This is a genomic window from Pseudomonas azadiae (genome assembly GCF_019145355.1).
GTDB classification, from domain to species: Bacteria; Pseudomonadota; Gammaproteobacteria; order Pseudomonadales; family Pseudomonadaceae; genus Aquipseudomonas; species Aquipseudomonas azadiae.
In genome coordinates this window covers 593,767-619,665 of the sequence record NZ_JAHSTY010000001.1, presented here as the reverse complement: position 1 = coordinate 619,665, position 25,899 = coordinate 593,767, and the positions used below count along the sequence as shown (strand labels likewise).

At 63.6% G+C, this 25,899-nt stretch carries 20 protein-coding genes and 1 pseudogene; 16 read left to right on the top strand and 5 right to left on the bottom strand.

Translation table 11 applies throughout. The features are described 5' to 3' along the window. Position 1: 1 nt before the first annotated feature. The 7 genes and pseudogenes from KVG91_RS02735 (at position 2) to KVG91_RS02705 (ending at position 8,315) form a co-directional block, all read left to right on the top strand. Positions 2-1,843: an ABC transporter ATP-binding protein gene (locus KVG91_RS02735; protein ID WP_169377375.1), complete on the top strand. Its 1,842-nt coding sequence runs from the start codon at positions 2-4 to the stop codon at positions 1,841-1,843. Further along, a complete protein-coding gene (locus KVG91_RS02730) occupies positions 1,840-2,148 on the top strand; it encodes a (2Fe-2S)-binding protein (RefSeq protein ID WP_169377376.1) in 309 nt (102 codons plus the stop codon). The genes KVG91_RS02735 and KVG91_RS02730 overlap by 4 nt, the downstream gene beginning before the upstream one ends. Continuing rightward, a complete protein-coding gene (locus KVG91_RS02725) occupies positions 2,130-3,506 on the top strand; it encodes an FAD/NAD(P)-dependent oxidoreductase (protein WP_169377377.1) in 1,377 nt (458 codons plus the stop codon). Before KVG91_RS02730 ends, KVG91_RS02725 begins: the two co-directional genes overlap by 19 nt. Next, positions 3,503-4,657: an NAD(P)/FAD-dependent oxidoreductase gene (locus KVG91_RS02720; RefSeq protein WP_169377378.1), complete on the top strand. Its 1,155-nt coding sequence runs from the start codon at positions 3,503-3,505 to the stop codon at positions 4,655-4,657. Before KVG91_RS02725 ends, KVG91_RS02720 begins: the two co-directional genes overlap by 4 nt. Further along, positions 4,654-5,811, top strand: a complete 1,158-nt coding sequence (argE, locus tag KVG91_RS02715) for an acetylornithine deacetylase (RefSeq protein WP_169377379.1) — start codon at positions 4,654-4,656, stop codon at positions 5,809-5,811. The genes KVG91_RS02720 and argE overlap by 4 nt, the downstream gene beginning before the upstream one ends. Before the next feature lie 117 nt (positions 5,812-5,928). Continuing rightward, on the top strand, positions 5,929-7,389 hold the full coding sequence (locus KVG91_RS02710) for an NAD-dependent succinate-semialdehyde dehydrogenase (RefSeq protein ID WP_169377380.1): 1,461 nt from the start codon (positions 5,929-5,931) through the stop codon (positions 7,387-7,389). A 20-nt stretch (positions 7,390-7,409) separates the two neighbouring features. Further along, positions 7,410-8,315 (top strand): annotated as a pseudogene (locus KVG91_RS02705) (isocitrate/isopropylmalate family dehydrogenase). A 1,166-nt stretch (positions 8,316-9,481) separates the two neighbouring features. Here the strand turns inward: KVG91_RS02705 and KVG91_RS02700 are convergent. Continuing rightward, a complete protein-coding gene (locus tag KVG91_RS02700; protein ID WP_169375541.1) occupies positions 9,482-10,408 on the bottom strand; it encodes a 2-hydroxyacid dehydrogenase in 927 nt (308 codons plus the stop codon). Between the two features lie 194 nt (positions 10,409-10,602). Here KVG91_RS02700 and gabT point away from each other — a divergent pair, with 194 nt between their 5' ends. Genes gabT through KVG91_RS02685 form a run of 3 tightly spaced genes read left to right on the top strand, consistent with a single transcriptional unit; the run spans position 10,603 to position 13,121 of the window. Then, positions 10,603-11,895 (top strand): 4-aminobutyrate--2-oxoglutarate transaminase, encoded by a 1,293-nt coding sequence (gene gabT, locus KVG91_RS02695; protein ID WP_169375529.1) that lies wholly within the window; start codon positions 10,603-10,605, stop codon positions 11,893-11,895. Positions 11,896-11,942: 47 nt separating this feature from the next. Continuing rightward, positions 11,943-12,587, top strand: a complete 645-nt coding sequence (locus KVG91_RS02690; protein ID WP_169375530.1) for an HAD family hydrolase — start codon at positions 11,943-11,945, stop codon at positions 12,585-12,587. 45 nt (positions 12,588-12,632) lie between these two features. Further along, on the top strand, positions 12,633-13,121 hold the full coding sequence (locus tag KVG91_RS02685; protein WP_010449292.1) for an Lrp/AsnC family transcriptional regulator: 489 nt from the start codon (positions 12,633-12,635) through the stop codon (positions 13,119-13,121). A 42-nt stretch (positions 13,122-13,163) separates the two neighbouring features. Here the strand turns inward: KVG91_RS02685 and KVG91_RS02680 are convergent, their stop codons facing one another. Further along, on the bottom strand, positions 13,164-14,375 hold the full coding sequence (locus KVG91_RS02680; RefSeq protein ID WP_169375531.1) for a DUF1835 domain-containing protein: 1,212 nt from the start codon (positions 14,373-14,375) through the stop codon (positions 13,164-13,166). A 228-nt stretch (positions 14,376-14,603) separates the two neighbouring features. Continuing rightward, positions 14,604-15,680, bottom strand: a complete 1,077-nt coding sequence (locus tag KVG91_RS02675; RefSeq protein ID WP_169375532.1) for an aldo/keto reductase — start codon at positions 15,678-15,680, stop codon at positions 14,604-14,606. Between the two features lie 167 nt (positions 15,681-15,847). Between KVG91_RS02675 and KVG91_RS02670 the strand changes: the two genes are divergently transcribed. Both KVG91_RS02670 and KVG91_RS02665 read left to right on the top strand, forming a co-directional pair. Next, positions 15,848-16,780 carry a pyridoxamine 5'-phosphate oxidase family protein gene (locus KVG91_RS02670; RefSeq protein WP_169375533.1) on the top strand — a complete coding sequence of 311 codons (933 nt, stop codon included), beginning with the start codon at positions 15,848-15,850 and terminating at the stop codon, positions 16,778-16,780. 288 nt (positions 16,781-17,068) lie between these two features. Then, on the top strand, positions 17,069-17,527 hold the full coding sequence (locus KVG91_RS02665) for an REP-associated tyrosine transposase (RefSeq protein ID WP_169375534.1): 459 nt from the start codon (positions 17,069-17,071) through the stop codon (positions 17,525-17,527). A 142-nt stretch (positions 17,528-17,669) separates the two neighbouring features. On the opposite strand, the gene arnT is transcribed toward KVG91_RS02665, so the two are convergent. Continuing rightward, positions 17,670-19,349, bottom strand: a complete 1,680-nt coding sequence (arnT, locus tag KVG91_RS02660; RefSeq protein ID WP_169375535.1) for a lipid IV(A) 4-amino-4-deoxy-L-arabinosyltransferase — start codon at positions 19,347-19,349, stop codon at positions 17,670-17,672. A 177-nt stretch (positions 19,350-19,526) separates the two neighbouring features. Next, positions 19,527-20,189: a lipopolysaccharide core heptose(II)-phosphate phosphatase PmrG gene (pmrG, locus tag KVG91_RS02655; protein WP_169375536.1), complete on the bottom strand. Its 663-nt coding sequence runs from the start codon at positions 20,187-20,189 to the stop codon at positions 19,527-19,529. Positions 20,190-20,462: 273 nt separating this feature from the next. On the opposite strand from pmrG, the gene KVG91_RS02650 reads away from it, so the two are divergent. From KVG91_RS02650 to KVG91_RS02635, 4 genes are all read left to right on the top strand, one after another. Then, positions 20,463-21,131 carry an ABC transporter ATP-binding protein gene (locus KVG91_RS02650; RefSeq protein WP_169375537.1) on the top strand — a complete coding sequence of 223 codons (669 nt, stop codon included), beginning with the start codon at positions 20,463-20,465 and terminating at the stop codon, positions 21,129-21,131. A gap of 1 nt (position 21,132) precedes the next feature. After that, complete coding sequence (locus tag KVG91_RS02645; RefSeq protein ID WP_169375538.1) at positions 21,133-23,595, top strand: FtsX-like permease family protein; 2,463 nt, start codon at positions 21,133-21,135, stop codon at positions 23,593-23,595. A 133-nt stretch (positions 23,596-23,728) separates the two neighbouring features. Next, positions 23,729-24,763 (top strand): lipocalin-like domain-containing protein, encoded by a 1,035-nt coding sequence (locus KVG91_RS02640; protein WP_225926940.1) that lies wholly within the window; start codon positions 23,729-23,731, stop codon positions 24,761-24,763. A 138-nt stretch (positions 24,764-24,901) separates the two neighbouring features. Further along, a complete protein-coding gene (locus tag KVG91_RS02635; RefSeq protein WP_169375543.1) occupies positions 24,902-25,897 on the top strand; it encodes a hypothetical protein in 996 nt (331 codons plus the stop codon). Positions 25,898-25,899 lie beyond the last annotated feature (2 nt).

The following is a 25,899-nucleotide window of genomic DNA, read 5'->3' as shown; positions in this document are numbered from 1 at the left end:
AATGACCGAATTGATTCGTGTCGAAGACCTGCGCGTGGTCGCGTGTGGCGAACGCGGCGACGTCGAGATCGTCAAGGGCGTGAGTTTTTCCCTGGAAAAAGGTGAAGTGCTGGCGTTGATCGGCGAGTCCGGCTCGGGCAAGACCACCATCGCCCTGGCGTTGTTGGGCTATGCCCGGCGTGGCTGTCGCTTGTCCGGCGGGGTGGTGCAGGTCGGCGAACACGACATGCTCGCCCTCAGCGAAAAACAGCTGCAAGGCCTGCGCGGCAATCGCGTGTCCTATATCGCGCAAAGCGCCGCAGCGGCGTTCAACCCGGCCAAGAGGCTGATCGACCAGGTGGTGGAGGGCGCGTTGATTCACGGCCTGGGCACCCGCGCCGAGCTGCACGCCAAGGCGATCGGGCTGTTTCGCGACCTGGCCCTGCCCGACCCCGAACGCATTGCTCGACGCTACCCGCACCAGGTTTCCGGTGGGCAACTGCAACGGGTGATGGCGGCAATGGCACTGATCAGCGATCCGTTGCTGGTGGTGCTCGACGAGCCGACCACCGCGCTCGACGTGACCACCCAGATCGACGTGCTGCGCGCCTTCAAGCGTGTCGTGCGTGAACGCGGCGCCACGGCGGTGTACGTGTCCCACGACCTGGCGGTTGTGGCGCAAATGGCCGACCAGATCGTGGTGCTCAACGGCGGGCAGATCCTTGAGCAAAGCGCCACGGCGCCGCTGCTCCAGGCTCCGGCCCATGAATACACGCGCAGCCTGCTCGCCGCCGCACGCCCGGACACCACCCTTCGCCCGCCATGCGGCATCGCCCAGGACGTACCGTTGCTGACCATCAGCGGCCTCACCGCCGGCTACGGCAACAAGAACATGCACGGCATGCCGTCGATTCGGGTGCTGGAAGACATCGACCTGACCGTGCGACGCGGCCAGGCCATCGGTGTGATCGGTGAGTCGGGTTCGGGTAAATCCACCCTGGCCCGCGTGGTTGCAGGGTTGTTGACGCCGGCCCTGGGTGGCTTGACCTTCGATGGTCAACCCTTGGGCGGCAGCCTCGCAGAGCGTACGCCGGAACAGTTCAGGCGGATCCAGATGGTGTTCCAGAACGCCGACACTGCGCTCAACCCCATGCACAGCGTGGCGAGCATCATCAGCCGACCGCTGAAAATGTACTTCGGCCTCAAAGGCGCGGCGCTGCAATCGCGCATCGGCGAACTGCTCGACCTGGTGCGCCTGCCCCGCGACCTCGCCGAACGGCGCCCCAACGAACTGTCCGGTGGGCAAAAGCAGCGGGTCAACCTGGCTCGCGCCCTGGCGGCCAAACCGGATTTGATCCTGTGCGACGAAGTCACCTCGGCCCTGGATACGGTGGTCGGCGCCGCGATCCTTGAACTGCTGCGCGACCTGCGCCAGCAACTCGGCGTGTCGTACCTGTTCATCAGCCACGACATCTCCACCGTGCGCGCGCTGTGCGATGACATTGTGGTGATGTACAGCGGCCACAAAGTGCAGGCCGGCAGCCGCCAGTCGTTTGCCGAGGCGCCGTTCCATCCGTATACCGATCTGCTGATCCACTCGGTGCCCGAATTGCGCCAGGGTTGGCTGGAGCACTGCGGCGCCACCAGCGGCGCGCTGCCGCCGGTTGGCGAGCGCGCCAACGTGCAGGAACTGTGCACCTTTCTCGATCGCTGCCCGGTGCGCGTCGATGGCCTGTGCAACCGCACTGCGCCGAAGCGTCGCGCCCTGGACAACGGCGGTGAAATCCTTTGCCACCACGACAGCGCCCGGTTGCGCGACACGCAGCAGGGCGCCACCACCATGACCTTGGGAGCGTATGCATGAACGGGCGTTTTGTGAGGCTGGCCGAACAGGGCCGGCCGGCGGTCAGCCTGACGGTGGATGGCGCGCCTATCCAGGCCTTGCAGGGCGACACACTGATGGTCGCGCTGCTGACTCACGGCACTGCGCTGCGCCAGTCCGAATTCGACAGCGGACGCCGCGCCGGCTTCTGCCTGATGGGTGCCTGCCAGGACTGCTGGGTGTGGACCCGCGCCGGTGAACGCTTGCGCGCCTGTTCCAATGAGGTCCGTGACGGGCTGGACATTCTCACCACACAACCGGAGGCAACATGGCCACTGCACGGGTAGTCATAGTCGGGGCCGGACCGGCCGGCGTGCGCTGCGCCGAAACGTTGTTGGCGGCCGGCATCAAACCGATCCTGATCGATGAAAACCGCCGCGACGGCGGGCAGATCTACCGTCGCCAGCCAGAAGGGTTCACCCGCGACTACGCTACGCTGTACGGCAGCGAAGCCGCCAAGGCCCAGGACCTGCACCAGAGTTTCGACCGCCTGCGCGCGGCCATCGACTACCGCCCCGATACCCTGGTATGGAACCTCACGCCGGGACAATTGTGCTGCGTGAGCCAGGGCCGGCATCGCACGGTGGACTACGACGCGCTGATCCTCTGCACCGGCGCCACCGACCGCTTGATGCCCATCGAGGGCTGGCATTTGGCGGGCACCTACAGCCTGGGCGGCGCGCAGATCGCCTTGAAAAACCAGGCCGTGTCCATCGGCCATCGGGTGGTGTTCGTGGGCAGCGGGCCCTTGCTGTATCTGGTTGCCAGCCAATATGTCAAAGCCGGTGCCGAGGTGGCGGCGGTGCTCGATACATCGCCCCTGAGCCTGCGGTTGAAGGCCTTGCCCAAGCTGCTGGCGCGTCCGGGCGTGCTGTTCACCGGGATCAAGCTGCTGGCGCAGCTGTACCGCGCCAAGGTGGCGGTGCACCTGGGGATCAAGCCGCTGCAAGTACTCGGCGATGCAAGCCAGGGCGTAATGGGCGTGCGCTTCACCACCGGCAGCGGCCGGACCGCAACGGTGCAGGCCGATGCCGTCGCACTGGGCTATCACCTGCGGCCCGAGACCCAACTGGGCGACCTGGCCGGTTGCGCCATGGCGTTTGATCAGGCGTCGAGCCAATGGTGGCTGGCGACCGATGATGCCGGCCGCACCTCGGTCAAGGGTGTGTACGCGGCCGGCGACGGTGCGAAAATCCGCGGCGCCGACGCCGCCGAGCATGCCGGGCGCCTGGTGGCGTTGGCGTTGCTGGAGGACCTGCAGCAACCGGTGGACAGCGCTTTGCGTGACGGGCAACAGCAAGCCCTGGCGGTGATGGATCAATTTCGCCTTGGCCTGGCCCAGGCGTTCCCGTGGCCGAGCGAGCAGGCCAAGGCACTGCCCGACAGCGCCATCGTGTGCCGCTGCGAAATGATCAGTGCCGGTGAACTGCGCCGCACCGTGAACGAGAAGGGCGCCTGTGAAGTCAACCGCGCCAAGGCGTTCAGCCGCGTGGGCATGGGCCGTTGCCAGGGGCGTTATTGCGCCCAGGCCGGCGCCGAAGTGATTGCCGCCGCCGCCGGCGTGCAGGTGCAGGACGTCGGGCGCCAGCGCGGCCAGGCGCCGGTCAAACCGTTGTCGATGCTGATCGAGGAGGTCGCTCCATGAGTGTGCAAAAAGCCGATGTGGTGATTGTCGGCGGCGGCCTGATGGGTTCGGCGGCGGCGTTCTTCCTGCGCCGGGGCGGGCAGTCGGTGATCCTGCTGGAGCGCGACCAGATCGGTCAGTACGCCAGTGGCGTCAACTTCGGCAACGTGCGTCGGCAAGGTCGCTTTCTTGGCCAACTGGCCCTGGCCAACCGTTCATGGGCGCTGTGGAAGCGCCTGCCGGAACTGATCGACGATGACCTGGAATTCATCCCCAGCGGGCACATGCGCGTGTGTTACCGCGAAGACGAAATCGCCGAACTGGAGGCCTATGCCGCTGCACCGGAAGCGGCGCAACTGGACTTGCGGATCTATCGCGGCGCCGAGCTGCGCCAGCGTTTCGGCTTTTTGGGCTCCGACGTCAAAGGCGGCTCCTACGCGCCCCACGACGGGCATGCCAACCCGCGCCTGGCGGCGCCTGCGTTTGCCCGCGCCGCCAGGCGCCTCGGTGCGCGGATTGAAGAGCGCACCGAGGTCGCCGACGTGCAGAAGGTCGGCGGCGATTTCCATGTCACCACCACCGACGGCCGCCAGTATCACGGCGCGCAACTGTTGATCACCGCCGGCGCCTGGGGCCAGAAACTCTCGGCGCAGTTCGGCGAACCGGTGCCGCTGGATACCCATGGCCCACAGATGGCGGTGACCGAGCCTGTGCCTTACGCCTTGCCAACGGTGATCGGTGTGTACACCAAAATTCCCGAAGAGGTGATCTACTTTCGCCAGATCCCGCGGGGCAATATCGTCATCGGTGGCGGTTACCGCAGCAAGCCGGACATGCTCAACCGCCGCGCCTATGTGGAGCCGCGCAGCATCCTCAATCAGGCAAGCCAGATGCGTCGCCTGCTGCCGGGCGTCGGTCACCTGAACATTATCCGTGTGTGGAGCGGCATCGAAGGCTACCTGCCGGACGCGCTGCCGGTGATGGGCCCCAGTGGCACCGTCGACGGGCTGTTCTATGCCTTCGGTTTTTGCGGCCACGGCTTCCAGCTCGGCCCTGGCGTGGGGGATGTGATGGCCGAACTGCTCAGCACCGGCAGCACCAGCACCCCGATTGCGCCGTTCTCAATCACCCGGTTCGCCTTACCTGCCGAACAACGGAGCCAGGCCTCATGAAACCCCGCGTCCTCGAGATTCTCAAACAGCTGATGGCCTTTGACACGGTGTCGTCGGAATCGAACCTGGCCCTGATCGACTACGTGCGCGAGCTGCTGCTGACCAAGGGCATCGAGTCGTTGATCGTCAAGGACCAGAGCGCCAGGAAGGCCAACCTGTTCGCCAGCACCGGGCCCAAGGATCAGCCCGGCGTGTTGCTGTCCGGGCACACCGACGTGGTGCCGGCGGCGGGGCAGGCGTGGACCTTTCCCGCCTTCGCCGCCACCGTGCAGGACGGGCGTATCTACGGGCGGGGCAGTTGCGACATGAAGGGCTTTATCGCCCTGGCCATCGACGCCATGCTCGAGGCCGCCGACCACACCCTGAGCCGCCCGCTGCAACTGGCCCTGTCCCATGACGAGGAGATCGGGTGCGTCGGCGTACGGCGCCTGCTCGACGTGCTGCACCTGGCGCCGGTGCGGCCGTTTTTGTGCGTGATCGGCGAGCCGACCAACATGCAGTTCGTGCTGGGCCACAAGGGCAAGGGCTCCTACCGCACGTACTGCCGTGGCCAGGAAGCGCATTCGTCGTTGGCCCCGCGTTCGGTCAACGCCATCCATGTGGCCTGTGACTTCATCGCCGCCCTGCGTGAAAGCCAGCAGCAACTGCAAGCCCATGGCGCCCAGGACGCCGACTACGATGTGCCCTACAGCACCGTGCATGTCGGGCAGATTGTCGGCGGCAAGGCGCTGAACATCGTGCCTAACCTGTGCACCCTGGATTTCGAGGTGCGCAACTTGCCGGCCGACGACCTGGATCAGTTCCTGGATCAGATGCGCGAGCGTGCCGAAGTGATCGTGCGCAAGGCGCAAAAACTCTCCAGCGTCGCGGCCGTCGAGATCGAAACCGTCAACGTCTACCCCGGTCTCGATACCCACCCCAGTGTCGAGGCGGTACGCTTTCTCAGGCAATTCGCCGCGCCGGGTACCGGCACTGCCAAGGTCTCGTTCGGCACCGAAGGCGGCCTGTTCAAGCAGCGCCTGGATGTGCCGGTGGTGGTGTGCGGGCCAGGTTCCATTGAGCAGGCGCACAAGCCCGACGAGTTTATCGAAATCAGCCAGATGGACGCCGGCGAGCGCTTCCTGCAAGGCTTGCTCGGTTCGCTGACGGCCTAGCAGAGCCTGCCGTGCGGCGCGCAATTTCAGCACGCCACGCTGCTTTGATCGCGCTTTCGGCATCCTCATCCGCGGCGGTTGCCTAGACTGGAACCTGTCTCGGATCAGGACTCGACCATGCTCAAGGATCGCTTGCAAGACCCCAGCCTGCTGGCTGAACTCGCCTACGTGGATGGCCAGTGGATCACCGCCGACAGCGGTGCCACCCTGGACATCCGCGACCCCGCCAACGGCCAGTTGCTCGCGCAAGTGCCGGCGATGGACGCGGTGGACACCCGGCGCGCCATCGACGCCGCCGAACAGGCCTGGCCCGCCTGGCGCGCACGCCCTGCGGCCGAGCGTGCGGCGCTGCTGGAGCGCTGGTTCCAGGCGATGATCGACAACCTTGACGACCTGGCGCTGATCATGACCAGCGAACAGGGCAAGCCGCTGAACGAAGCGAAGGGCGAAGTGCGCTACGGTGCCGGCTTCGTCAAATGGTTCGCCGAGGAAGCGCGGCGGGTCTACGGTGAAACCATGCAGGCGCCCAGTGGTGATCGCCGCCTGTTGACGTTGAAACAACCGGTGGGCGTGTGCGCGGCGATCACGCCGTGGAACTTCCCCAACGCGATGATCACGCGCAAGTGCGCGCCTGCGCTGGCCGCCGGCTGCCCGATCATCGTCAAGCCATCGGACCTCACACCGCTGTCCGCCCTGGCCCTGGCCGTGCTGGCCGAACGCGTCGGCATTCCGGCGGGCGTGTTCAACGTCATCACCGGGCTGCCCGCCGGCATCGGCGCGGAGCTGACCGGCAATCCGGCGGTGCGCAAGATCTCCTTTACCGGCTCCACGGCCGTCGGCCGCCTGTTGATGCGCCAGAGCGCCGAGCACATCAAGCGCCTGAGCCTGGAACTGGGCGGTAACGCGCCGTTTATCGTGTTCGACGACGCCGACCTGGAGCAGGCGGTGGCGGGGGTGATGATCAGCAAGTTCCGCAACGCCGGGCAAACCTGTGTGTGCGCCAATCGCATCCTGGTGCAGGCGGGGATTTATGAGCGTTTCGCCGCGCGCCTGGTGCAAGAGGTGGGCAAGCTCACGGTCGGCAACGGCCTGGAAGACGGCGTGACCATCGGCCCGCTGATCAACCGTGCGGCGGTCGACAAAGTCGCGCGGCATATCGACGATGCCCTGGGCCAGGGCGCCAAGCTGCTTTGCGGTGCGATCCCCAGCGGCGCCAGCCAGTTCGTGCAACCCACGGTGCTCGGCGACACCCACGCCGGGATGTTGCTGGCCAATGAAGAAACCTTCGGCCCGGTGGCGCCGCTGATGCGCTTTACCGATGAAGCCCAGGCGCTCGCGCTGGCCAACGCCACGCCGTACGGCCTGGGCGCCTATTATTTCACCCAGGACCTGCAGCGCTCGTGGCGTTTCGGCGAAGCGCTGGAGTTCGGCATGGTCGGGCTCAACACCGGGATCATCTCCATGGAAATCGCGCCGTTTGGCGGCATCAAGCAATCCGGACTGGGCCGCGAAGGCAGCAAGTACGGCCTGGATGAATACCTTGAAGTCAAAGCCTTCCACATCGGCGGCTTGAACTGACAGTCAATGAGGGGTGATCCATGAGCAAGGCATTCAGAATCGCCGCGATTGCCGGCGATGGCATTGGCAAGGAAGTGTTGCCCGAAGGGCTGCGGGTATTGGCGCAGGCCGCCAAGGTCTGGGCGCTGGACCTGAGCATCGAAGTGCTCGACTGGGCCCACTGTGACTACTGCCTGGAACATGGGCAGATGATGCCCGAAGACTGGTTCGAACAGCTAAATGGCTTCGATGCGATCTACTTTGGCGCGGTGGGCTGGCCGGACAAGGTCCCCGACCCTATTTCCCTGTGGGGCTCGCTGCTCAAGTTCCGCCGTGACTTTGACCAGTACGTGAATATCCGCCCGGTGCGCCTGTTTCCCGGCGTTCCATGCCCGCTGGCCGGGCGTGAGCCGGGGGATATCGACTTTGTGGTCATCCGCGAAAACACCGAGGGTGAGTACTCATCCGTACTGGGATGAGCGCACCGCGTTGCCGGCGGCGAATGATCCCGAGGTCACCTGGGACAAGCAGCACATCGATATCCCGTGCGCGCGGTTTGTGCTGCAGCCGGACCGGTTTGATGTGGTGGTGGCGTCGATCTGTTTGGTGACATCCTGTCGGATCTGGGACCGGCGTGCGCGGGGACGATCGGCATTGCGCCCTCGGCGAACCTGGATCCGCAGCGGCGGTTTCCGTCGCTGTTTGAACCGGTGCACGGCTCGGCGCCGGATATTTACGGGCAGAACATTGCCAACCCGATAGCGATGATCTGGTCGGGGGCGTTGATGCTGGATTTCCTGGGCAATGGCGATGAACGCTATCGGGCGGCGCATCATGGGATTTTGCGGGCGATCGAGGCGGTGATTGCCGAAGGGCCGATCACGCCGGATTTGGGCGGGAAGGGTTCGACACAAGAGGTAGGGCTGGCGATTGCAGCCAGGCTGTGACGCAGTCAACGATGTGGAGCTCCCACACGAGATCTGCGTTGTCGGCGGGATTTCGGTTGTGCCTGCGAACACAATTTCTGCCACAACGCAGATCAATTGTGGGAGCTGTCGAGCCCCGGCGGTACTGCCAACATCTTCATTGCCTGACCCACCGCTATCGCAGCCTCGCTAAAGCTCGGGAGCTACCACAGGGATCTGCTTCGTCGGCGGGATTTCAGTTGTACCTGCGAATGCACTCTCAGCAACAACAGAGATCAACTGTGGGAGCTGTCGAGCCCCAGCGAGGCTGCGAAGGCGGCGGCACTTCTGGCATTTTCGCCGCCTGACCCACCGCTATCGCAGCCTCGCTAAAGCTCGACAGCTCCCACAGTGGTTCGGCTGTGTTAGATGGATTTGGGTTGTACCTGCGAATGCACTCTCAGCAACAACAGAGATCAACTGTGGGAGCTGTCGAGCCCCAGCGAGGCTGCGAAGGCGGCGGTACTGCTGGCATTTTCATCGCCTGACCCACCGCTTTCGCAGCCTCGCTAAAGCTCGACAGCTCCCACAGTGGTTCGGCTGTGTTAGATGGATTGGGTTGTACCTGCGAATGCACTCTCAGCAACAACAGAGATCAACTGTGGGAGCTGTCGAGCCCCAGCGATGCTGCGAAGGCGGCGGTACTGCTGGCATTTTCATTGCCTGACCCACCGCTTTCGCAGCCTCGCTAAAGCTCGACAGCTCCCACAGTGGTTCGGCTGTGTTAGATGGAATTGGGTTGTACCTGCGAATGCACTCTCAGCAACGACGGAGATCAATTGTGGGAGCTGTCGAGCCCCGGCGAGGCTGCGAAGGCGGCGGCACTGCCAACATCTTCATTGCCTGACCCACCGCTATCGCAGCCTCGCTAAAGCTCGGGAGCTCCCACAGGGATCTGCTTCGTCGGCGGGATTTCAGTTGTACCTGCGAATGCACTCTCAGCAACAACAGAGATCAACTGTGGGAGCTGTCGAGCCCCAGCGAGGCTGCGAAGGCGGCGGTACTGCTGGCATTTTCGCCGCCTGACCCACCGCTATCGCAGCCTCGCTAAAGCTCGACAGCTCCCACAGGGGCTTGGCTGGGTCAGGTGGAGTTGGGTTGTGCCGGCGAGCACAACTTCGGCAACGACAGCTTCCCTATTTTGATTATCAGTAACCCAGTGATCGATCCACCTCGCCCACCATCGGCTCACCGCGTTCGAACCGTCGGATATTCTCCAGCAACACCCCGAACGCACTGTGCGGTTGGGTCATCGCCGCAATGTGGGGCGTGAGCACAATCTGCGGATGATCCCAAAACGGATGACTCGCCGGTGCCGGCTCTTCCTGCAGCACATCCAGCACCGCGCCACTCAGCTGCCCGCTGCCCAGTGCCTCCAGCAAGTGCGCTTCCACCAGATGCCCGCCACGGCCCATGTTGATCAATGCCGCTCCACGGGGCAGTTGGTCAAACAGATGATGGTTGAGAATCCCTCGGGTCTGCTCCGTCAACGGCAGCACACACAACAGAATGTCGCACTGGCTCAGGAATGCCGGCAGTTGCTCTTTACCGGCGTAGCAGTCCACCCCCGCGATCTGATGCGCACTGCGCGCCCAGCCCGACAAGGCAAACCCCAGCGGCGCCAGCGTCGCCAGGATCTGCTGCGCCTGGGCGCCCAAGCCCATCACGCCCACGCGGCGGTTGGCCGCCGGCTGCAACAGGTGCGCCTGCCAGCACCGCGCAACCTGTTGCTGGCGGTAGCGCAGCATATCCCGGTGCAGGCTGAGCACCGCCCAACTGGCGTATTCGCACATGCCACGGGTAATGCCGGGGTCCAGCAGGCGCACCACGGGCAAGTCAGGCGGCAAACGCGAAAGGTCGAGCTGATCGACCCCGGCCGACAATGCAAACAACACTTTCAGGTTGGGCAGCACTTGCGCCACATCGTCCGGTGCCGTCCAGGCGGCGAGGTATTCGATTTCTGCGGGGTTGCCGAGGTCTGGCCAAGCGCGCCAGGCAATATCCGGCGCCTGTTCGGCAAAGAGCGCCTGCCAGTGTTGGCCACGTACCGGGTCGGCTTTGTAGAGCAAGGCCATGGGGATTTCCTGCGCGATGAAGGTAGCGGTCATCATCGCCCAAAGCCCGGCGCAGGATCTGTTGAAACGCGGGGGCAAAACAGTCGATCCGAATGTCCTGCGGGGCAAGTTCGGCGTAGTGCGTTGCCCGCACACCGTAATCTGAACAGCATCGCAACCACCTTCCGGTTGCCGGACTCACGATGGGAAATGCCATGAACAGCAAAGTCGACGAAACCCCTCATTTGCTCCGTCAGCGCGAGCAGTTTGTGCCGCGTGGTCTGGTCACCGCGCACCCGCTGGTGATCGACCGCGCCCAGGGCGCCGAGCTGTGGGATGTGGATGGCAAGCGTTATCTGGATTTCGTCGGCGGCATTGGCGTGCTCAATATCGGCCATAACCACCCCAAGGTCGTCGCTGCCGTGCAAGCCCAGTTGCAGAAGGTGTCCCACGCCTGTTTCCAGGTGGTGGCCTACCAGCCTTACCTCGATCTGGCCCAGCGCCTGTGCGAAATGATCGGCGGGCAAGAGGCCTATAAAGCGGCGTTCTTTACCTCGGGTGCCGAGGCGGTGGAAAACGCGGTGAAGATCGCCCGCGCCCATACCAATCGTTCGGCGGTCATCGCCTTTCGCGGTGGGTTCCACGGCCGTACCTTGCTGGGCACCACGCTCACGGGCATGAGCCAACCCTACAAACAGAACTTCGGGCCGTTTGCGCCGGAAGTGTTCCACACGCCTTACCCGAACGCGTATCGCGGCGTGACCAGCGATGTCGCACTCAAGGCCCTCGATGAATTGCTGGCGACCCAAGTGGCGCCGGAACGCGTGGCGGCGATCCTCATCGAGCCGGTGCAGGGCGATGGCGGTTTCCTCGCCGCGCCGCCGGAGTTTCTCCAGGCGTTGCGCGCGTTGGCGGACAAGCACGGCATCGTGTTGATCCTCGACGAGATCCAGACCGGCTTCGGTCGCACCGGCACCTGGTTCGGTTTTCAGCACGCCGGCATCCAGCCCGACCTGGTCACCGTGGCCAAAAGCCTGGCTGGGGGCTTGCCGTTGTCCGGGGTGGTCGGCAAGGCGCAGATCATGGACGCACCGCTGCCCGGCGGTCTCGGTGGCACCTATGGCGGCAATGCCTTGGCCTGCGCGGCGGCGCTGGCGGTGATCGATGCGTTCGAACAAGAGCAATTGCTGGCGCGCAGCCAGGTGCTGGGCGAACGCCTGCGCCAGGGCCTGCTCGGTTTGCAGGCGCGCTATCCGGCTATCGGCGACGTACGCGGTACCGGTTTCATGCTCGCCATCGAATTGATCAAGAATGACCCGGCGCGCACCCCGGATGCCGACCTCAACCAACAGGTGATCGATGCCGCCCGCGCCGGTGGCTTGCTGGTGATCAAATGCGGTGTGTACCGCAACGTGCTGCGCTTCCTCGCGCCGCTGGTGACCACTGAAGCTCAGGTTGACGAAGCGTTGCAGATGCTCGACGCGGCCTTGGCACGGGTCTTGAACTGAGGCTGTGCCCGCTACGGGCCAAACGCATCAAGGAGGCTTGACCGACCATGGGGCTGACAGATTATCGAGCGCTGCTGATCGATTGCGATGAAGTGCTGGTGGACCGCGACTCGGGGGTTTGGGCGGCCTTGCAACCGCTGCTCGACAACCGTGGCGGGCAGCCCTCCAGGGAACAGGTGCTGGCCGAATTCAACGACGTGGTGGCCACGTTCTATCCGCGCTTCGCCGAGCTGGGCTTCAGTGGCGTGTTGTGTTTCGCCCATCGCCAACTCGCCGAGACGTGGGGGCAGCACGCCAGTTGGGAGGAGGGCATGAGCTTTGCCCGTTCGGCGGGCAACTGGTCATTGTTCGAGGATGCGCCGGGGGCGATGTTGTACTTGCGCAAGTTCTACCGCCTGTTGGTCCGCGGCGACCGCGATGCGCAAGACCGCGGCGTGTTGTGCGAGCGGCTCGGGATTGCACCGGAAGACTTCATTTCCCTGGCCGAGGACCCACAATGGCTCAATCGCCAAGGCGCCGAGGTGCAACCGACGTTGCATATCACTCGACCATCGGTCGGCACTCAGGTGGCGCTGGACCGCTGCCTGATCGGCCGCCACCGCGCCCGGCAGCCTTCGCCGTGCGCGGCGGACTACTGCATCAACAGCATGGCGGATCTGGTGGCGCAGCATCAGCTGTCTTTACGGCGCTGATTTTGCTAGAAGATTGTCTTACAAACGGCAGTCAAGAGGTACGCAATGGAAGGGCAAGTCAAGCTGGACCGGATCGACATCAGCATTCTGGTCGAACTGCAAAAAGACGGCCGGATGACCAATGTCAGCCTCGCCGACGCCGTGGGCCTGTCCGCCAGCCCGTGCCTGCAGCGGGTCAAGCGGCTGGAATCGGCAGGCTATATCTCCAGCTACAAGGCGCACTTGAACCTTGCCAAGATTACCGATTCGGTCACGGTGTTTACCGAGATCACCCTCAGCGACCACAAGCGCGAAGACTTCGCCAAGTTCGAATCCAACATCCGCCTGGTCGACGAAGTTCTTGAATGCCACCTGATCAGCGGCGGCTACGATTACCTGGTGCGCTTCATGACCCGCAGCATCCAGCACTACCAGGAAGTGGTCGAAAGCCTGCTGGACAAGAACATCGGTATTTCCAAGTACTTCAGCTATATCGTGATCAAATCCCCGGTGCTCAAGGACGGCGTGCCGCTGCGCAAGTTGCTGCGGCATTGAAATCGCCTGCCCGGCAGGCGACCTCGGTTTATACGCCCCTGCTTATGTGGCTGAAGGTTGGGTACGCCGCACCGGACGATTGTTTGCATCCACCGTCCAATGAGGTTCGCCGGGCTTGATGCAGGTGCCGCCCACCCAACGCTCGTGCGAAGCATGGTCGGGCCAATAGGCCTGTGCCTTGAGGACCCCGTGGCCCAACGGGGTCAGTGCCAGCGGGCGTTGTGGCCAGTCCTGGTGCGTCTCGGTTTCGGTGAGCAACGGTTGCTCGCCGTCGATCAACGGCCGCAACAGCGCATGAAACATCATGTCCCCCAGGAAGGGCAGCGGCTCGAGCTTACTCATCAATTCGGCGAACACCCGGCCGAAGGGTACCGGCCCGGCTTCGGCAATGTAGGTCAGGGCCAGGCGTTCGGTCAGCGATAAGCCATCCCGGATACCCGGCAATTCCTGCAACTGGCGCAACAGCGCAGGCGCCAGCAAAGGCAGGGCGGCGTGGGCGCCATGGGCCAGCTTGGCCAAGGCCTCGGGTGACGGTGCGCAATACGCCGACCAGGCCTGTTTGGCCAATTGCACCGCGTCGTCATCGATCAGGCGTCGCTGCGGCCAGAGCCAGGCCAGCACATCAGGGGCCAGTTGGCCGATGCCGATAAAGCGTTCGACCCCCGGGATACGGTCGACTTCGATCAGCTCCAGCTTGCGCGGCGTCTGCGCCAGGCCCGCGAGCGCGCGAATCAGGAACAGTTGGTCGTAGGCATCCGCTTCGCACCACAACACGCTGTGCTCGGCGGTGCCCAAGGTGGCGAGCTGGTCGTATTCGTCGGCGACGCGGCGAGCTACCTGCGCTGGGTCGATGGCAAATGCCTGGCTGATAAAGGCGCTGCGCATGGCGCGGAATTCGTCGTCTGGCACGTCGCGAACCGGGCCCATGCACAGCGGGTCGCTGAGCATCTGGAATTGCCCCTTGAACCCGGCTACTTGCAGGCTGCGGGCAATGTCATTGCCGCAGCGCCAGTGCGTGGTGCGGGCTTCATCGCTGGCTGCGAAGTCGGGGTGGCGGCTGGCGAAGTCGATGGCATCCACATGCGCCTTGAGCTTGGGCCAACTGTTGAAACCCAGCTGTTTGGCAATTTCCCACTGAGCCTGGGACAGGGTGGCGTTCGGGTCCTGGGCTTTGAGGCGCGGCAACAGTTCCTTGGCGCGCTTGCGCTGCTGCTCCAGGTTGAGGCGGCCATTGGTGTTGAAGTCACGGGACATACGATCTCCTTGCACAAACCTTTTCCGCTTCAAGGTGGGGAGTCGTAGAAAAAGAGGGTGTTGCAAGGTCTTGGGCGCAGCCCTTTCCGCGGAAGGTGGCGTAGAGAGCGCCAGGCGGGAAATATAGGAGGTGTCGTGTTCGATTGCAAATCACGGGGGGGCACCTAGGGCGAAAATGTGGGAGCAAGCCGGCTCCCACATTTTGATCTTCGGTGTGTCAGGCCTGCGCTACTTGTCCTTACGCGCATCCATGGTCTTCTGATGCTCCGCCAGAAACGGCTGTTCCGCCGGGTCGAAGCGGTCGATCCCGGCGGTGAATCGATGCCAGTACGGATACAACGGCTGGCGTCGTGTCACCGCTTCAATCCGCGAGGATTGCTCCTCGGTCAGCTTCAGTTCGGTGGCCGCCAGGTTGTCGCGCAGGTGCGCTTCGGTGCGGGCGCCGATGATCAGCGAGGTGATGCCCGGCCGATCCTTGAGCCAGGCCAGGCAGGTGCGCGCAACCGAGACACCGTGCTCATCGCCGACGGAGGCGAGGGTCTCGATGATGTCCAGCGCGCGCTCCTGGTCATGCACATAGGGTTCCGGCCAGCCGCTGCCCTGGCGGGTATTGGCGGGCGGCTTGTGCCCGCGACGGGTCGAACCGGTCAACAAACCTTCGCCCATCGGCCCCCACACCAGGGTGCCCACGTGCTGGTCCAGCGCCAGCGGCAGCAACTCATACTCGGCCTCGCGGGATTCCGGGGTGTAGTAGATCTGCTGGGTGATGGGCTTGAGCATGCCGTGCAGCTCGGCCTTGCCCAGGGTTTTCATCATTTGCCAGGCGGTAAAGTTACTGGTGCCGAAATAGCGGATTTTGCCCGAGCCCACCAGCAGCCGCAGCGCTTCGAGGGTTTCCTCGATGGGCGTCATGCCGTCCCAATTGTGCAGTTGGTACAGGTCGATATGGTCGGTGCCCAAGCGTTTCAAACTGGCTTCACACGCCCGAATCAAGTGGTAGCGCGATGAGCCGGAGTTGTTCGGGTTCTTGTCCACGGGGCTGCGGCCTTTGGTGGCCAGCAGGATCTCGTTGCGCTTGTCGCCCAGGGCCTGGCCGACCACTTCTTCGGCCAACCCGTGGGAGTAGAGATCGGCGGTGTCGACCATATTCACACCCGCGTCGAACGCGATGTCGAACATGCGCCTGGCTTGGGGGACGTCCACCGATCCGCATTGTTCAAATTCGGCGCGACCGCCAAAGGGCACGGTACCCAGGATGATTTCGGATACCAGCAGGCCGGAATGGCCCAGTTGTCGGTATTGCATGTCGCCTCCTACTTTGCATTGCACGTGAAGGTGTGAACGACGGGGGTGGCGATAGTTTGAATTTTTTATGAAAACTTCGTGCGGCCGTCTCACCAACGCGCCGTCCGGATTGCTTCATCCGGTGAAATGCTGGATTGTGGATCCTGGTGATTCCACTGGTGCGCGCCATGAACCCGATCGAACAAACCCCCTGGCATGCCGGCGAACGGCAGATGCAAGCAGCGGTTGGCGTGGCCGACCGGATGGCGATGATCGGGCCCAAGGTCATTCGCGATCACTTGCCGGAACAACATCGGGATTTCTATCCCTTGTTGCCGTACCTGATGCTGGGGGTGGTGGACGAGCAGGGCATTCCTTGGGCGACGATGATTGAAGGCGCACCAGGCTTCGCCCACTCGCCGGACCCACTGACGTTGCAGATCGACAGCCTGCCGTCGGCAGGCGATCCGGCGCGTAACGCCCTGCAGCCTGGCGCATCGGTCGGCTTGCTGGGCATCGACCTCAACACCCGCCGCCGCAACCGCATGAACGGGCGTATCGGCGCGCTCGATCATGAGGGCTTTTCGGTCGACGTGGTGCAGACCTTCGGCAACTGCCCCAAGTACATCCAACTGCGGCCAGTCGACGCCGTCGCCCGCAAACCCGGCACCCTGGTCGAACGCTTGAACGGGCTCGACGAAGCGGCACAGGCCTTGATCCGCAACGCCGACACCTTCTTCGTCGCCAGCTACATCGAGGCCCATGGCCAGCGCTCGGTGGACGTTTCTCACCGAGGCGGCAACACCGGCTTTGTGCGGGTCGAAGGCAACGTACTGACCATCCCCGACTTCGCCGGCAACCTGTTCTTCAACACCTTGGGTAATTTGCGGGTAAACCCGGTGGCGGGGTTGTTGTTCATCGATTTTGCATCGGGCGATGTGCTGCAGCTGTCCGGACGCACATCGTTGATCCTCGACGGCCCGCAAGTGGCGCTGTTCGAGGGCGCCCAACGCGTGTGGACGGTAACTGTGGAACACACAGTCCGGCGCCCGGCGGCGTTGGCGTTGAGGTGGGTGTTTGCGGAGTTTTCGCCGTTCAGTCTGGGGATGGGGCGTTGGTAGCCTGTTTCATACCGTAATAGGCGGAAAATGATTGCCCTCCTGTTTCTTGGCTGTAGTGAGCGGGCTTGTCGAATCGTCGCACCGCCCGCGCTGGGTGGCGAAGCCGCCCCAACCGGAACGCCACGGTGAGACAGGTAAGACCGGGTTGACTGGTTTTGGGGCGGCTTCGCCCCCCAGCGCGGGGCAAGCCCGCTCACTACACATATCCTGTGACCAGTTTGTGACGGTTCGCTGGAAATCGTGAGCTAGCGTTGATGCTCTTAGGGAACTGTTCCAGGAGCGAAGGATTTGCGCCCAACACCTCAAACCCACCGTCTGCGTCACGGTCGTTACTCGGAGCACGGACGTAGCTACCTCATCACCGTTGTCGTTCATCACCGCCAGCGTTTGTTTACCGACCTGTTCCTGGGTCGCCTGCTGGTTGCAGAGTTTCGGCAGGTTCATGAAATTGGCCTGGTCGATTCCATGGCCTGGGTGATCATGCCCGATCACATCCATTGGCTGTTTGAGCTGAAACAACAGACATTGGGCGACGTCGTTCGGCGTATCAAATCGCGCAGTACGCTGACGATTAACAGGCGTCGCCGAAGCAAAGAACGGGTCTGGCAGCCCGGTTATCACGATAGGGCTGTGAGTGCGGAAGATGATATTCGTACGATGGCGCGCTACATCATTGCAAACCCGTTGCGCGCTGGCCTGGTTGAGCGAGTGGGCGACTACGCGTTATGGGACGCCGCCTGGCTCTGACGTAGTGAGCGGGCTTGCCCCGCGCTGGGTGGCGAAGCCGCCCCAACCGGAACGCCGCGTGAGCCAGGAGAGACCGAGTTGACTGGTTTTGGGGCGGCTTCGCCCCCCAGCGCGGGGCAAGCCCGCTCACTACATTACGCTGTCAGTTGATCAGTCCTGCGTTCTTGACGGGTAACCGCGGATACAGGATCAGTTCCAGACAGCCTTTGTAGTATCGCTTGCCCCCAGGCGGCAGTTGCCCTGCCTCGCGCATTTCACTGGTGCTGCTGACCCGCATCAGTACACCCACGGAGCCGTGCTGGCGCGCCTCGTTGAGCCAGGCCTGAACCTGTTCCAATTCCACTTTGCGATGCACCGCGCCGGCGTATTGCAGGCCGTAGCGCAACTCACCCTCGGTGTCGTACAGCGTCACTTCCGGGCGCTGCAGGCGCCAGGCCAGGGCGCTGGCGCTGCCGAGTTCATTGCTCAGCAGGGCGTTGGTCTGCTGCAGTTCCTGCAGGTGCTCAAGCACAAACTGGTCGGGCATTTCGTTGTTTGCGATCCAACCCGGCATGCTCGCCGGCAGCAGTATCACCAGCAGGCCGATGCCCAGGGCCGGCATTGCCCACAGCGTCAGCGGGCGAAACGCTTGCAGCAGGTTACTGAGGACCCACCCCAGCAAGACGATAAACGCCAGGGACAGGCTGAACATCTCGGCGTGGCTGTTGCTGTACAGCGGCCGGGCGATTTGCAGGTAGATCAGGCCGATCATGGCAACCAGGCCAATCACGAAGTTGAGCAGGCCGTTGAGGCAAATTGTGCGGGCGCGGCCGCTGCTGATCAGGTCGACCAGGGTATGGCCCATCAGCAATGCCAGGGGCAGCAGGCACGGCATGATGTAGGTGGGCAGTTTGCCGTTGCTCAGGCTGAACAACCCCAGGGGCAATAGCAGCCATAAGGACAGGAAGAGGATCGCGGGGTGGCGTTTTTCCTGCCAGGCCTTGCGCAAGGTGGCGGGGAGCAGCCCTGCCCAAGGCAGGCACGACACCGCGATGATCGGCAGGAAGAACCACCAGGGCCGCACGTGTTGCGCGTTGTCGGCGCTGAAGCGGCGAATGTGTTCATTCCAGAAAAAGAAGCGCCAGAAGTCCGGTTCCTGGAGATGGACCGCCAGCATCCACGGCAGGCTTACCAGCACCGCCACCAGCACGGCCAATGGGCCATGGCGCAGTAATTCGCCCAGCCGGCGTTGCCAGAGCATGTAAGGCACGGCAATCAGCACCGGCAGCACCCAGGCCAGGAAGCCTTTGGTCAGCAAACCCATGGCGCAGGCCAGGCCCACGACCGCCCAGGCCCCTAGACGGCCACGCAGTGTGGCACTGTCGAGCGCAAACCACAGGGCCACCAGGCTCAGGTTGACCCAGAGGGTGAATGGCGGGTCGAGGTTGGAATAGCCCGCCTGCCCCGCAACCAGCCCGAAACTCAGGTAGAGCAGGGCGCAGGCAAAGCTTTTGCGTGGGTCATTCCACAACCGGCGAGCGATCAGGTAGGCGAGCAGCACGCTCAGACCGGTCGTCACGGCGGAGGCGATGCGTACACCGAACAGGTTCTGGCCGAACACCGCCTGGCCCAGGGCGATCAACCAGTAGCCGCCGGCGGGTTTTTCGAAGTAGCGGATACCCATGAAATGCGGCGCTATCCAGTTGCCGCTCTGGAGCATCTCCTGGCTGATCTGGGCGTAGCGGGTTTCGTCGGGCGTCCATAAACCGTGCAGGCCCAGGGGCAGCAGGTAAAACGCGGCAAAGGCCAGCAACAGGATCGGCAGGGGGGGTAATCGAGTCATGCAGACGTCGCTCCCTGACGTTTAGTGGTGGGTCGTTGACGCAAAGAACTGAAAGAGAAAGAGGTCACAGCATTCACTGGGTTGCGGAAGGAATTCATGACGTCCTTGATTAAAAGACGCAGCTAAACATGCCAGAACAGCGCTGTCTTTTTACTGAACAGGCAGGCGGGAGAGTGGCTAGAGATGCTTCAGTGCGGCCGGCCAGTCCGGGTTGTTGACGATACCCAACGGCTTGAACGTGCCGTTGGGCAACACCTGCACGAACAAGGCGCTGCCGTACTGGGGGAACGTGGCGTGGGGAAAGCCCAGGGTGCTTTCGAAGTCGGCAATGCAGCCGCTGTGCGTGACGAAAACCAGGTTGCGCCCCGGGGTTTTGTGGCTCAGCAGTTCTTCGCCCATGGCCGCGCCACAGACGGCTTGCTGGCCGGAGGTCAGCTCGTTTTTGCCGAACATGAAACGCAAGGTCTGGGCGGTGCGGATGGCCGGGCTGGCGAGTACGTCGCTACCGTCCATGCCCAGTGCTCTAAAGGCATTTCCCAGGTTTTGCGCCTGCTGGCTGCCGTTGATGGTCAGGCCTTCAACAGGTCCAAGGCAAGGGTTGGCCGAGCGGTCGCAGCGTTCTTCATGACGCACCAGCACGATCAGGTCGCCGTCACGCCACAGGGGCAGCACGTGAGATGTCAGCAGGCGCTTGCCGATGCCCAAGTCCGTTGGCGAAGCGTGCCAGAGCAGGTTGCCGGCGAGCAGCAAGCCCACCACGGCGGTCCCTAGCCACAGTCGTTGCAGGCGCTTGATAAAGGCCCATCGCGAACGCGGTTTGGTCAAGGTAAGGTTAACCACATCATCACCATGGGCAGTGTCGTGTCAGTGAGTCGCAACGTTTTGGCGGATGCCCGTAGTGGAGCTGGAAGCTGGCACAGGGGGGCTGTCTTTTCGCTGAACAGGTTGCGGTTGAAAGTGGTCAAGCGTAATAGCCGGACGTTGCCGGCGAATGACCACGGCCGGCAATGTAGAGCGGGCCGAGTGGGCAGCCGGTGAAATCCATGTGAAAAATTTGCGTGGCGTTGAGCGACAGCCGTTATCCTCGATAGCCACCATCAAGCGAGTGTTGTCATGTTGCAGGTGCACGGTGTGTTTAAAAGCTACGCCACTCCCCAGGGGCCGTTGGCGGTGTTGGCCGGTGTGGATCTGCACCTGGCCGAGCGCGGCAGCCTGGCGTTGATGGGTGAGTCGGGCAGCGGCAAGAGCACCCTGTTGCACCTGGTGGCGGGGCTGGATCGGGTGGATGGCGGCAGCATCCAGGTCGGTGAGCAACGCCTCGACGCACTCAGCGAAACGCAACTGGCCCATTGGCGGCGTACGCAAATCGGCCTGGTGTTCCAGCAGTTCAACCTGATCGGCAGTTTGCGGGTCGAGGACAACCTGGCGTTCCAGGCGCGGCTGGCGGGCCGGTTTGACCGGCAATGGCAGGCGCAGTTGGTGGAGCGCCTGGGCCTGGGCGATCTGCTCAAGCGCTACCCGGAGCAACTCTCCGGCGGCCAGCAGCAACGGGTGGCCGTGGGCCGCGCACTGGCGTCGCGCCCCGGCCTGTTATTGGCCGACGAGCCCACCGGCAACCTTGACGAAGCCACCAGCGACGAGGTGCTGCAATTGCTGCTGGACCTGCTGCGCGACAGCCCCACCAGCCTGTTGATGGTCACCCACAGCCCGCGCATCGCCGCGCGGCTGGACCAGCAGGTGGTGCTGCACCGCGGCCGTGTCGTCCCCGCGAGCGGCGCGTGAGATGGCAGTGTTCCAGTGGACCTTGCGCGCGCTGCTCAGCCATTGGCGACGGCACCCCGTGCAGTTTTTCAGCGTGCTCACCGGCCTGTGGCTGGCCACCGCACTGCTGATCGGCGTGCAAGCCCTCAACAGCCAGGCGCGCGACAGCTACGCCCGTGCCAGCCAGTTGATCGGCGGTGAACCCCAGGCCAGTCTCAGCGCGCCGGACGGTGCCAGTTTCCCCCAGGCGCTGTTTGCCCAGTTGCGCCGCGCCGGGTGGCCGGTGTCCCCGGTGGTGCAGGGGCGGGTGCAGCTCAAGGGCCTGGAAGACGTGCGCCTGCAATTGATGGGCATCGACCCGCTGTCGTTGCCCGGCAGTGGCGCGGTGGCGGGGCAGCGCTTGAGCCAGGCGCAGATGCTGGCATTTTTTGACCCGCCGGGGCGCACCTGGATTGCGCCGCAGACCTTGCAGGCCTTGGGTCTGCACGAGGGCCAGCAGCCGACCACCCTGAGTGGCCACTCGCTGCCGCCGCTGCAAGCCCAGGCGCAGATGGCGCCCGGCCTGTTGCTCACCGACATCGGTTTTGCCCAACCCGTGCTGGACATGCCCGAGCGCCTGTCGCGCCTGCTGCTGGACAACACCTTCGCCGCCGGCCAGCCCACGCCGCCCGCCGGGTTGCAACTCCTGCAGGGCGAGGAGAATAACCTGGCGCGCCTCACCGAGAGCTTTCACCTTAACCTTGATGCACTGGGCTTCCTGTCCTTTGTAGTGGGGTTGTTTATCGTGCACGCCGCCATTGGCTTGGCCCTGGAACAACGGCGCGCGCTGTTGCGTACGTTGCGGGCCTGCGGGGTGAGTGTGCGTATGTTGATCCTCAGCCTCAGCGTAGAACTCGGTGTGTTGTCGCTGTTGGGTGGCGTGCTCGGAGTGGCCAGCGGCTACCTGCTGGCCAGCCTGCTGCTGCCGGATGTGGCCGCCAGCCTGCGTGGCCTGTATGGCGCCGAGCTACCGGGGCAATTGAATTTGAGCCCGTGGTGGTGGGCGGCGGGGCTCGGCTTGAGCCTGCTCGGTGCCGTGTTGGCGGGAGCCAGCAGCCTCTGGCGGGCGGCGCGCCTGCCGTTGCTGGCACTGGCCAACGCCCAGGCCTGGCACGAGGCACACGGTCGCTGGTTGCGGCGTCAAGGTTGGGTGGCCGGTGCAACGTTGCTGACCGCCGTGCTGGCGCTGTGGCTGGGTGACAGCCTGGCCGCCGGTTTTGTGCTGATGGCCACGTTGTTGCTGGGCGCCGCCCTGGGTTTACCGGTGGTGCTCAATGGCTTGCTCAAGGCGGTATTGGGGCGCAGCCGTTCGGTGCTCGGCCAATGGTTTCTCGCAGACTGCCGCCAGCAATTGCCGGCCTTGAGCCTGGCCCTGATGGCGTTGCTCTTGGCCCTGGCCGCCAATATCGGCGCAGGCTCCATGACCTCGGGGTTTCGTCACACCTTCAACAACTGGCTGGAGCAACGGCTCACCGCCGAGCTGTACCTCAACCCGCAAGACCCGGCGCAGGCGCAGCAGCTCTGCGGCTGGCTGGCCCAGCAACCGTTGGTGCAGGCCGTACTGCCCACCTGGCAGGTCGCGGTGCACTTGCAGGGCTGGCCGGCGGACCTGTTTGGCGTGGTCGACGACCCGACCTATCGCCAGCATTGGCCGTTGCTCGAGGCGAGCCGTGAACCCTGGGACCGCTTGCAGCAAGGCGACACGCTGATGCTCAGCGAGCAACTGGCGCGCAGGCTTGGTGTGCAGCTCGGTGATACCGTGAGCATCCCAACGCCTCAGGGCGCATGGGCGCCCACGTTGGTGGGCATCTACGCCGATTACGGCAACCCCAAGGGCCACATCCTGGTCAATGCCCGCCACTTGCTGGCCCAATGGCCGGGGCTGGCGCCGGCGCGTTTCAACCTGCGGGTGGCACCGCCGGATGTAGCGCCGTTGATACGTGAAGTGCAACGTGAATTCGCCCTGGAAGACAGTCGCATCATCGATCAACAACAACTCAAGGGCTGGTCGAGCCAGGTGTTCGAACGCACGTTCGCCGCCACGGCCGCGCTCAACAGCCTGACCTTGGGCGTGGCCGGCGTAGCGCTGTTCATCAGCCTGTTGACCCAGAGCCAGAGCCGCCTGGGCCAACTCGCACCGCTGTGGGCGCTGGGCGTTACGCGGCGGCAATTGATGCTGCTCAACCTGGGCCAGACCTGGCTGCTGGCGGTGCTTACGCTGCTGCTGGCCTTGCCCCTCGGGCTGCTGTTGGCGTGGTGCCTGGACGCGGTGATCAATGTGCAGGCGTTCGGTTGGCGCCTGCCGTTGCAGGTGTTCCCCTGGCAGCTCGCGCAATTGCTGGGGCTGGCGCTGCTTGCGACCTTGCTGGCCTCGGCCTGGCCGTTGTGGCAGTTGTACCGCAGCCGCCCGGCGGATTTGTTGAGGACGTTTGCCAATGAAGATTAACCCCCTGTGTCGAGCCCTGCTCACTGTAGGAGCGAGCTTGCTCGCGAAGGTATTTCAGGCACCGCGTGCAGCCAGGGGTGACGCGTTATCGTTGACGAGCTTCGCGAGCAAGCTCGCTCCTACAGGGTTGGTTTTGTTGTTGCTGAGCGCCTGTGACAAGGCCCCCATCCCCGAGGAGAGCTTTGCCGGCCTGGGCAGTGATGCGGCTGACTTCGTCCAGGTGGTGCCCGGCAAAGTGTTCAGCTTTCCCGAAGACCATGGCCCTCACGCCGGTTATCGCATTGAGTGGTGGTACGTCACCGCCAACCTCAAGGATGCGCAGGGCAATCTATTCGGCGTGCAGTGGACGCTGTTTCGCAACGCCCTCAAGGCCGGGCCGACGCAGGCAGGCTGGCGCGATTCAACCCTGTGGCTTGGCCACGCGGCCGTCACTTCCGCCACCCGCCACTATGCGGCCGAACGCTTTGCCCGAGGTGGCGTCGGCCAGGCCGGCGCCCAGGCGGTACCGTTCGACGCCTGGATCGACGACTGGACGTTCGCCACCCGCCCCGGCGCCGCCAGCCCATTGTCGGACATGCAACTCAAGGCCGGCGGCGCGCAGTTCGCCTACGACCTGCACCTGACTTCCACACGCCCATTGGTGCTGCAGGGTGACAACGGCTACAGCCGCAAATCCGACCAGGGCCAGGCGTCGTATTACTACAGCCAGCCGTTTTTCAACGCCAAGGGCAGCGTCAGCATCGACGGCAAGGTCTATCAAGTTACCGGCCCGGCCTGGCTCGACCGCGAATGGAGCAGCCAACCACTGACCGCCAGCCAGACCGGTTGGGATTGGTTCTCCCTGCACCTGGACCGTGGCGAGCAGGTGATGCTGTTCCGCGTGCGCCAGACCGACGGGGCGTCCTACCTGACCGGCACCTGGATTGATCGCGAGGGCCGTACCCAAACCCTGCGCAACGCCGATATCCAGTTGACGCCGCTGGAAACCACCGACATTGACGGTCGCAAGATTCCCACACGCTGGTCGCTGAAAATTCCTGGCAAACAACTGGATATCACCACCCGGGCCGTCAACCCCAACGCCTGGATGAACCTGAGTATTCCGTATTGGGAAGGGCCGGTGCAGTTCGAGGGTGGGGTGGGTTACCTGGAGATGACCGGGTATTAGGGCGGTTTCTGTAGGCTCTATTTCTTCGCTGCGTAGGCAGCTTCCCAAATGTAAATTTGCCCTCCCAGGACTTGTGTCCGGGGCGCAGGCGCTTGCTTATATTTCGACGCCATCTTGATTGCATCCTGGATGTGGGGCATGGCGCAGGGCTATATCAATGACCAGACGACGGACTACAGCAGTTTGAAAATTCGCTTGGTGGGGCGCGCGCTCAGCAGGCAGCAGTCTGAGCATTTTGATGTGTTGAACCGGCACCTGCGTCCTGGGTTGGTGACCCCAGGGCAGCTGGTGATTATTCCCGATGCCTACGGCGTGAGTTGCTCGGCTGAGGAAGCCTGGTTGATGCGCCATGCGCAAGAGGTTCGGCGCAACCTGGAACTGAGTTCAGCGGCCAGCACCGCGATGCTCGACAACTACGACTTGCTGCAAAGCTTCATGACGAAGGGTTCGATTGGCATCGGCAGCGCGACGTCGTCCTGGGCGCGGCACCTGAATGAAGTGGCGCAAACGCTGGAGGACATCGAGCGGTTGCATCAGCGGTTGAAAGACGGCGGTTTGGACCGGGCGGCATTTATCCAGCAGCGCCAGGCGCTGTTCCGACGCCTGGATTTGCAACTGCAAGGCGCGGCACGGTTTGGTACAGGGTTGCGGGGCAATGAGTCGTTGAAGAAGGTGTTGGGGATTTCGACCAAGGGCTATTTGCACAAGGGTGAGATCGCGGGGTATGCGAAGCGGATTCGTGAGATTGCGCAGACGTCGAAGTGGTTGGGCAAGGGGACTTATGTGGGGTTGGCGCTGGATGTTGGCGTGACGGGGTTGGAGATCAGGGAGGCGTGTGTGACGGGGAGGGAGGCGCAGTGTCGCAGGGCGAAATATGTGGAGACGGGGAGGTTGGCGGGTGGGGTGGCAGGGGCTGCGTTTCTGGGTAGGATTGGCGCAAAAGCTGCTGTTCGAGCATGCAAAATGATTTTAGGTGTTCGACTTAAAGGAAACGGTGAACTCGCTTGCGGAGTCATTGGAGGTGTAGCGGGAGGGACTACCGGAGGCGACTTCGCCGGCGATCGCGGCGCGTTTCTAGGAGGAATGATCCTAGAGATGAACGGTGATTTGATATTCCAGCCAGATGGGACTTAGTT

Coding starts and splice junctions, on each gene's coding strand:
- KVG91_RS02735 (WP_169377375.1), top strand. CDS start 2: ATGACCGAATTGATTCGTGTCGAAGACCTGCGCGTGGTCGCGTGTGGC.
- KVG91_RS02670 (WP_169375533.1), top strand. CDS start 15,848: ATGAACCCGATCGAACAAACCCCCTGGCATGCCGGCGAACGGCAGATG.
- KVG91_RS02720 (WP_169377378.1), top strand. CDS start 3,503: ATGAGTGTGCAAAAAGCCGATGTGGTGATTGTCGGCGGCGGCCTGATG.
- KVG91_RS02685 (WP_010449292.1), top strand. CDS start 12,633: ATGGAAGGGCAAGTCAAGCTGGACCGGATCGACATCAGCATTCTGGTC.
- arnT (WP_169375535.1), bottom strand. CDS start 19,349: ATGACTCGATTACCCCCCCTGCCGATCCTGTTGCTGGCCTTTGCCGCG.
- KVG91_RS02730 (WP_169377376.1), top strand. CDS start 1,840: ATGAACGGGCGTTTTGTGAGGCTGGCCGAACAGGGCCGGCCGGCGGTC.
- gabT (WP_169375529.1), top strand. CDS start 10,603: ATGAACAGCAAAGTCGACGAAACCCCTCATTTGCTCCGTCAGCGCGAG.
- KVG91_RS02700 (WP_169375541.1), bottom strand. CDS start 10,408: ATGGCCTTGCTCTACAAAGCCGACCCGGTACGTGGCCAACACTGGCAG.
- KVG91_RS02650 (WP_169375537.1), top strand. CDS start 20,463: ATGTTGCAGGTGCACGGTGTGTTTAAAAGCTACGCCACTCCCCAGGGG.
- KVG91_RS02675 (WP_169375532.1), bottom strand. CDS start 15,680: ATGCAATACCGACAACTGGGCCATTCCGGCCTGCTGGTATCCGAAATC.
- KVG91_RS02690 (WP_169375530.1), top strand. CDS start 11,943: ATGGGGCTGACAGATTATCGAGCGCTGCTGATCGATTGCGATGAAGTG.
- KVG91_RS02645 (WP_169375538.1), top strand. CDS start 21,133: ATGGCAGTGTTCCAGTGGACCTTGCGCGCGCTGCTCAGCCATTGGCGA.
- KVG91_RS02725 (WP_169377377.1), top strand. CDS start 2,130: ATGGCCACTGCACGGGTAGTCATAGTCGGGGCCGGACCGGCCGGCGTG.
- argE (WP_169377379.1), top strand. CDS start 4,654: ATGAAACCCCGCGTCCTCGAGATTCTCAAACAGCTGATGGCCTTTGAC.
- KVG91_RS02710 (WP_169377380.1), top strand. CDS start 5,929: ATGCTCAAGGATCGCTTGCAAGACCCCAGCCTGCTGGCTGAACTCGCC.
- KVG91_RS02635 (WP_169375543.1), top strand. CDS start 24,902: ATGGCGCAGGGCTATATCAATGACCAGACGACGGACTACAGCAGTTTG.
- KVG91_RS02680 (WP_169375531.1), bottom strand. CDS start 14,375: ATGTCCCGTGACTTCAACACCAATGGCCGCCTCAACCTGGAGCAGCAG.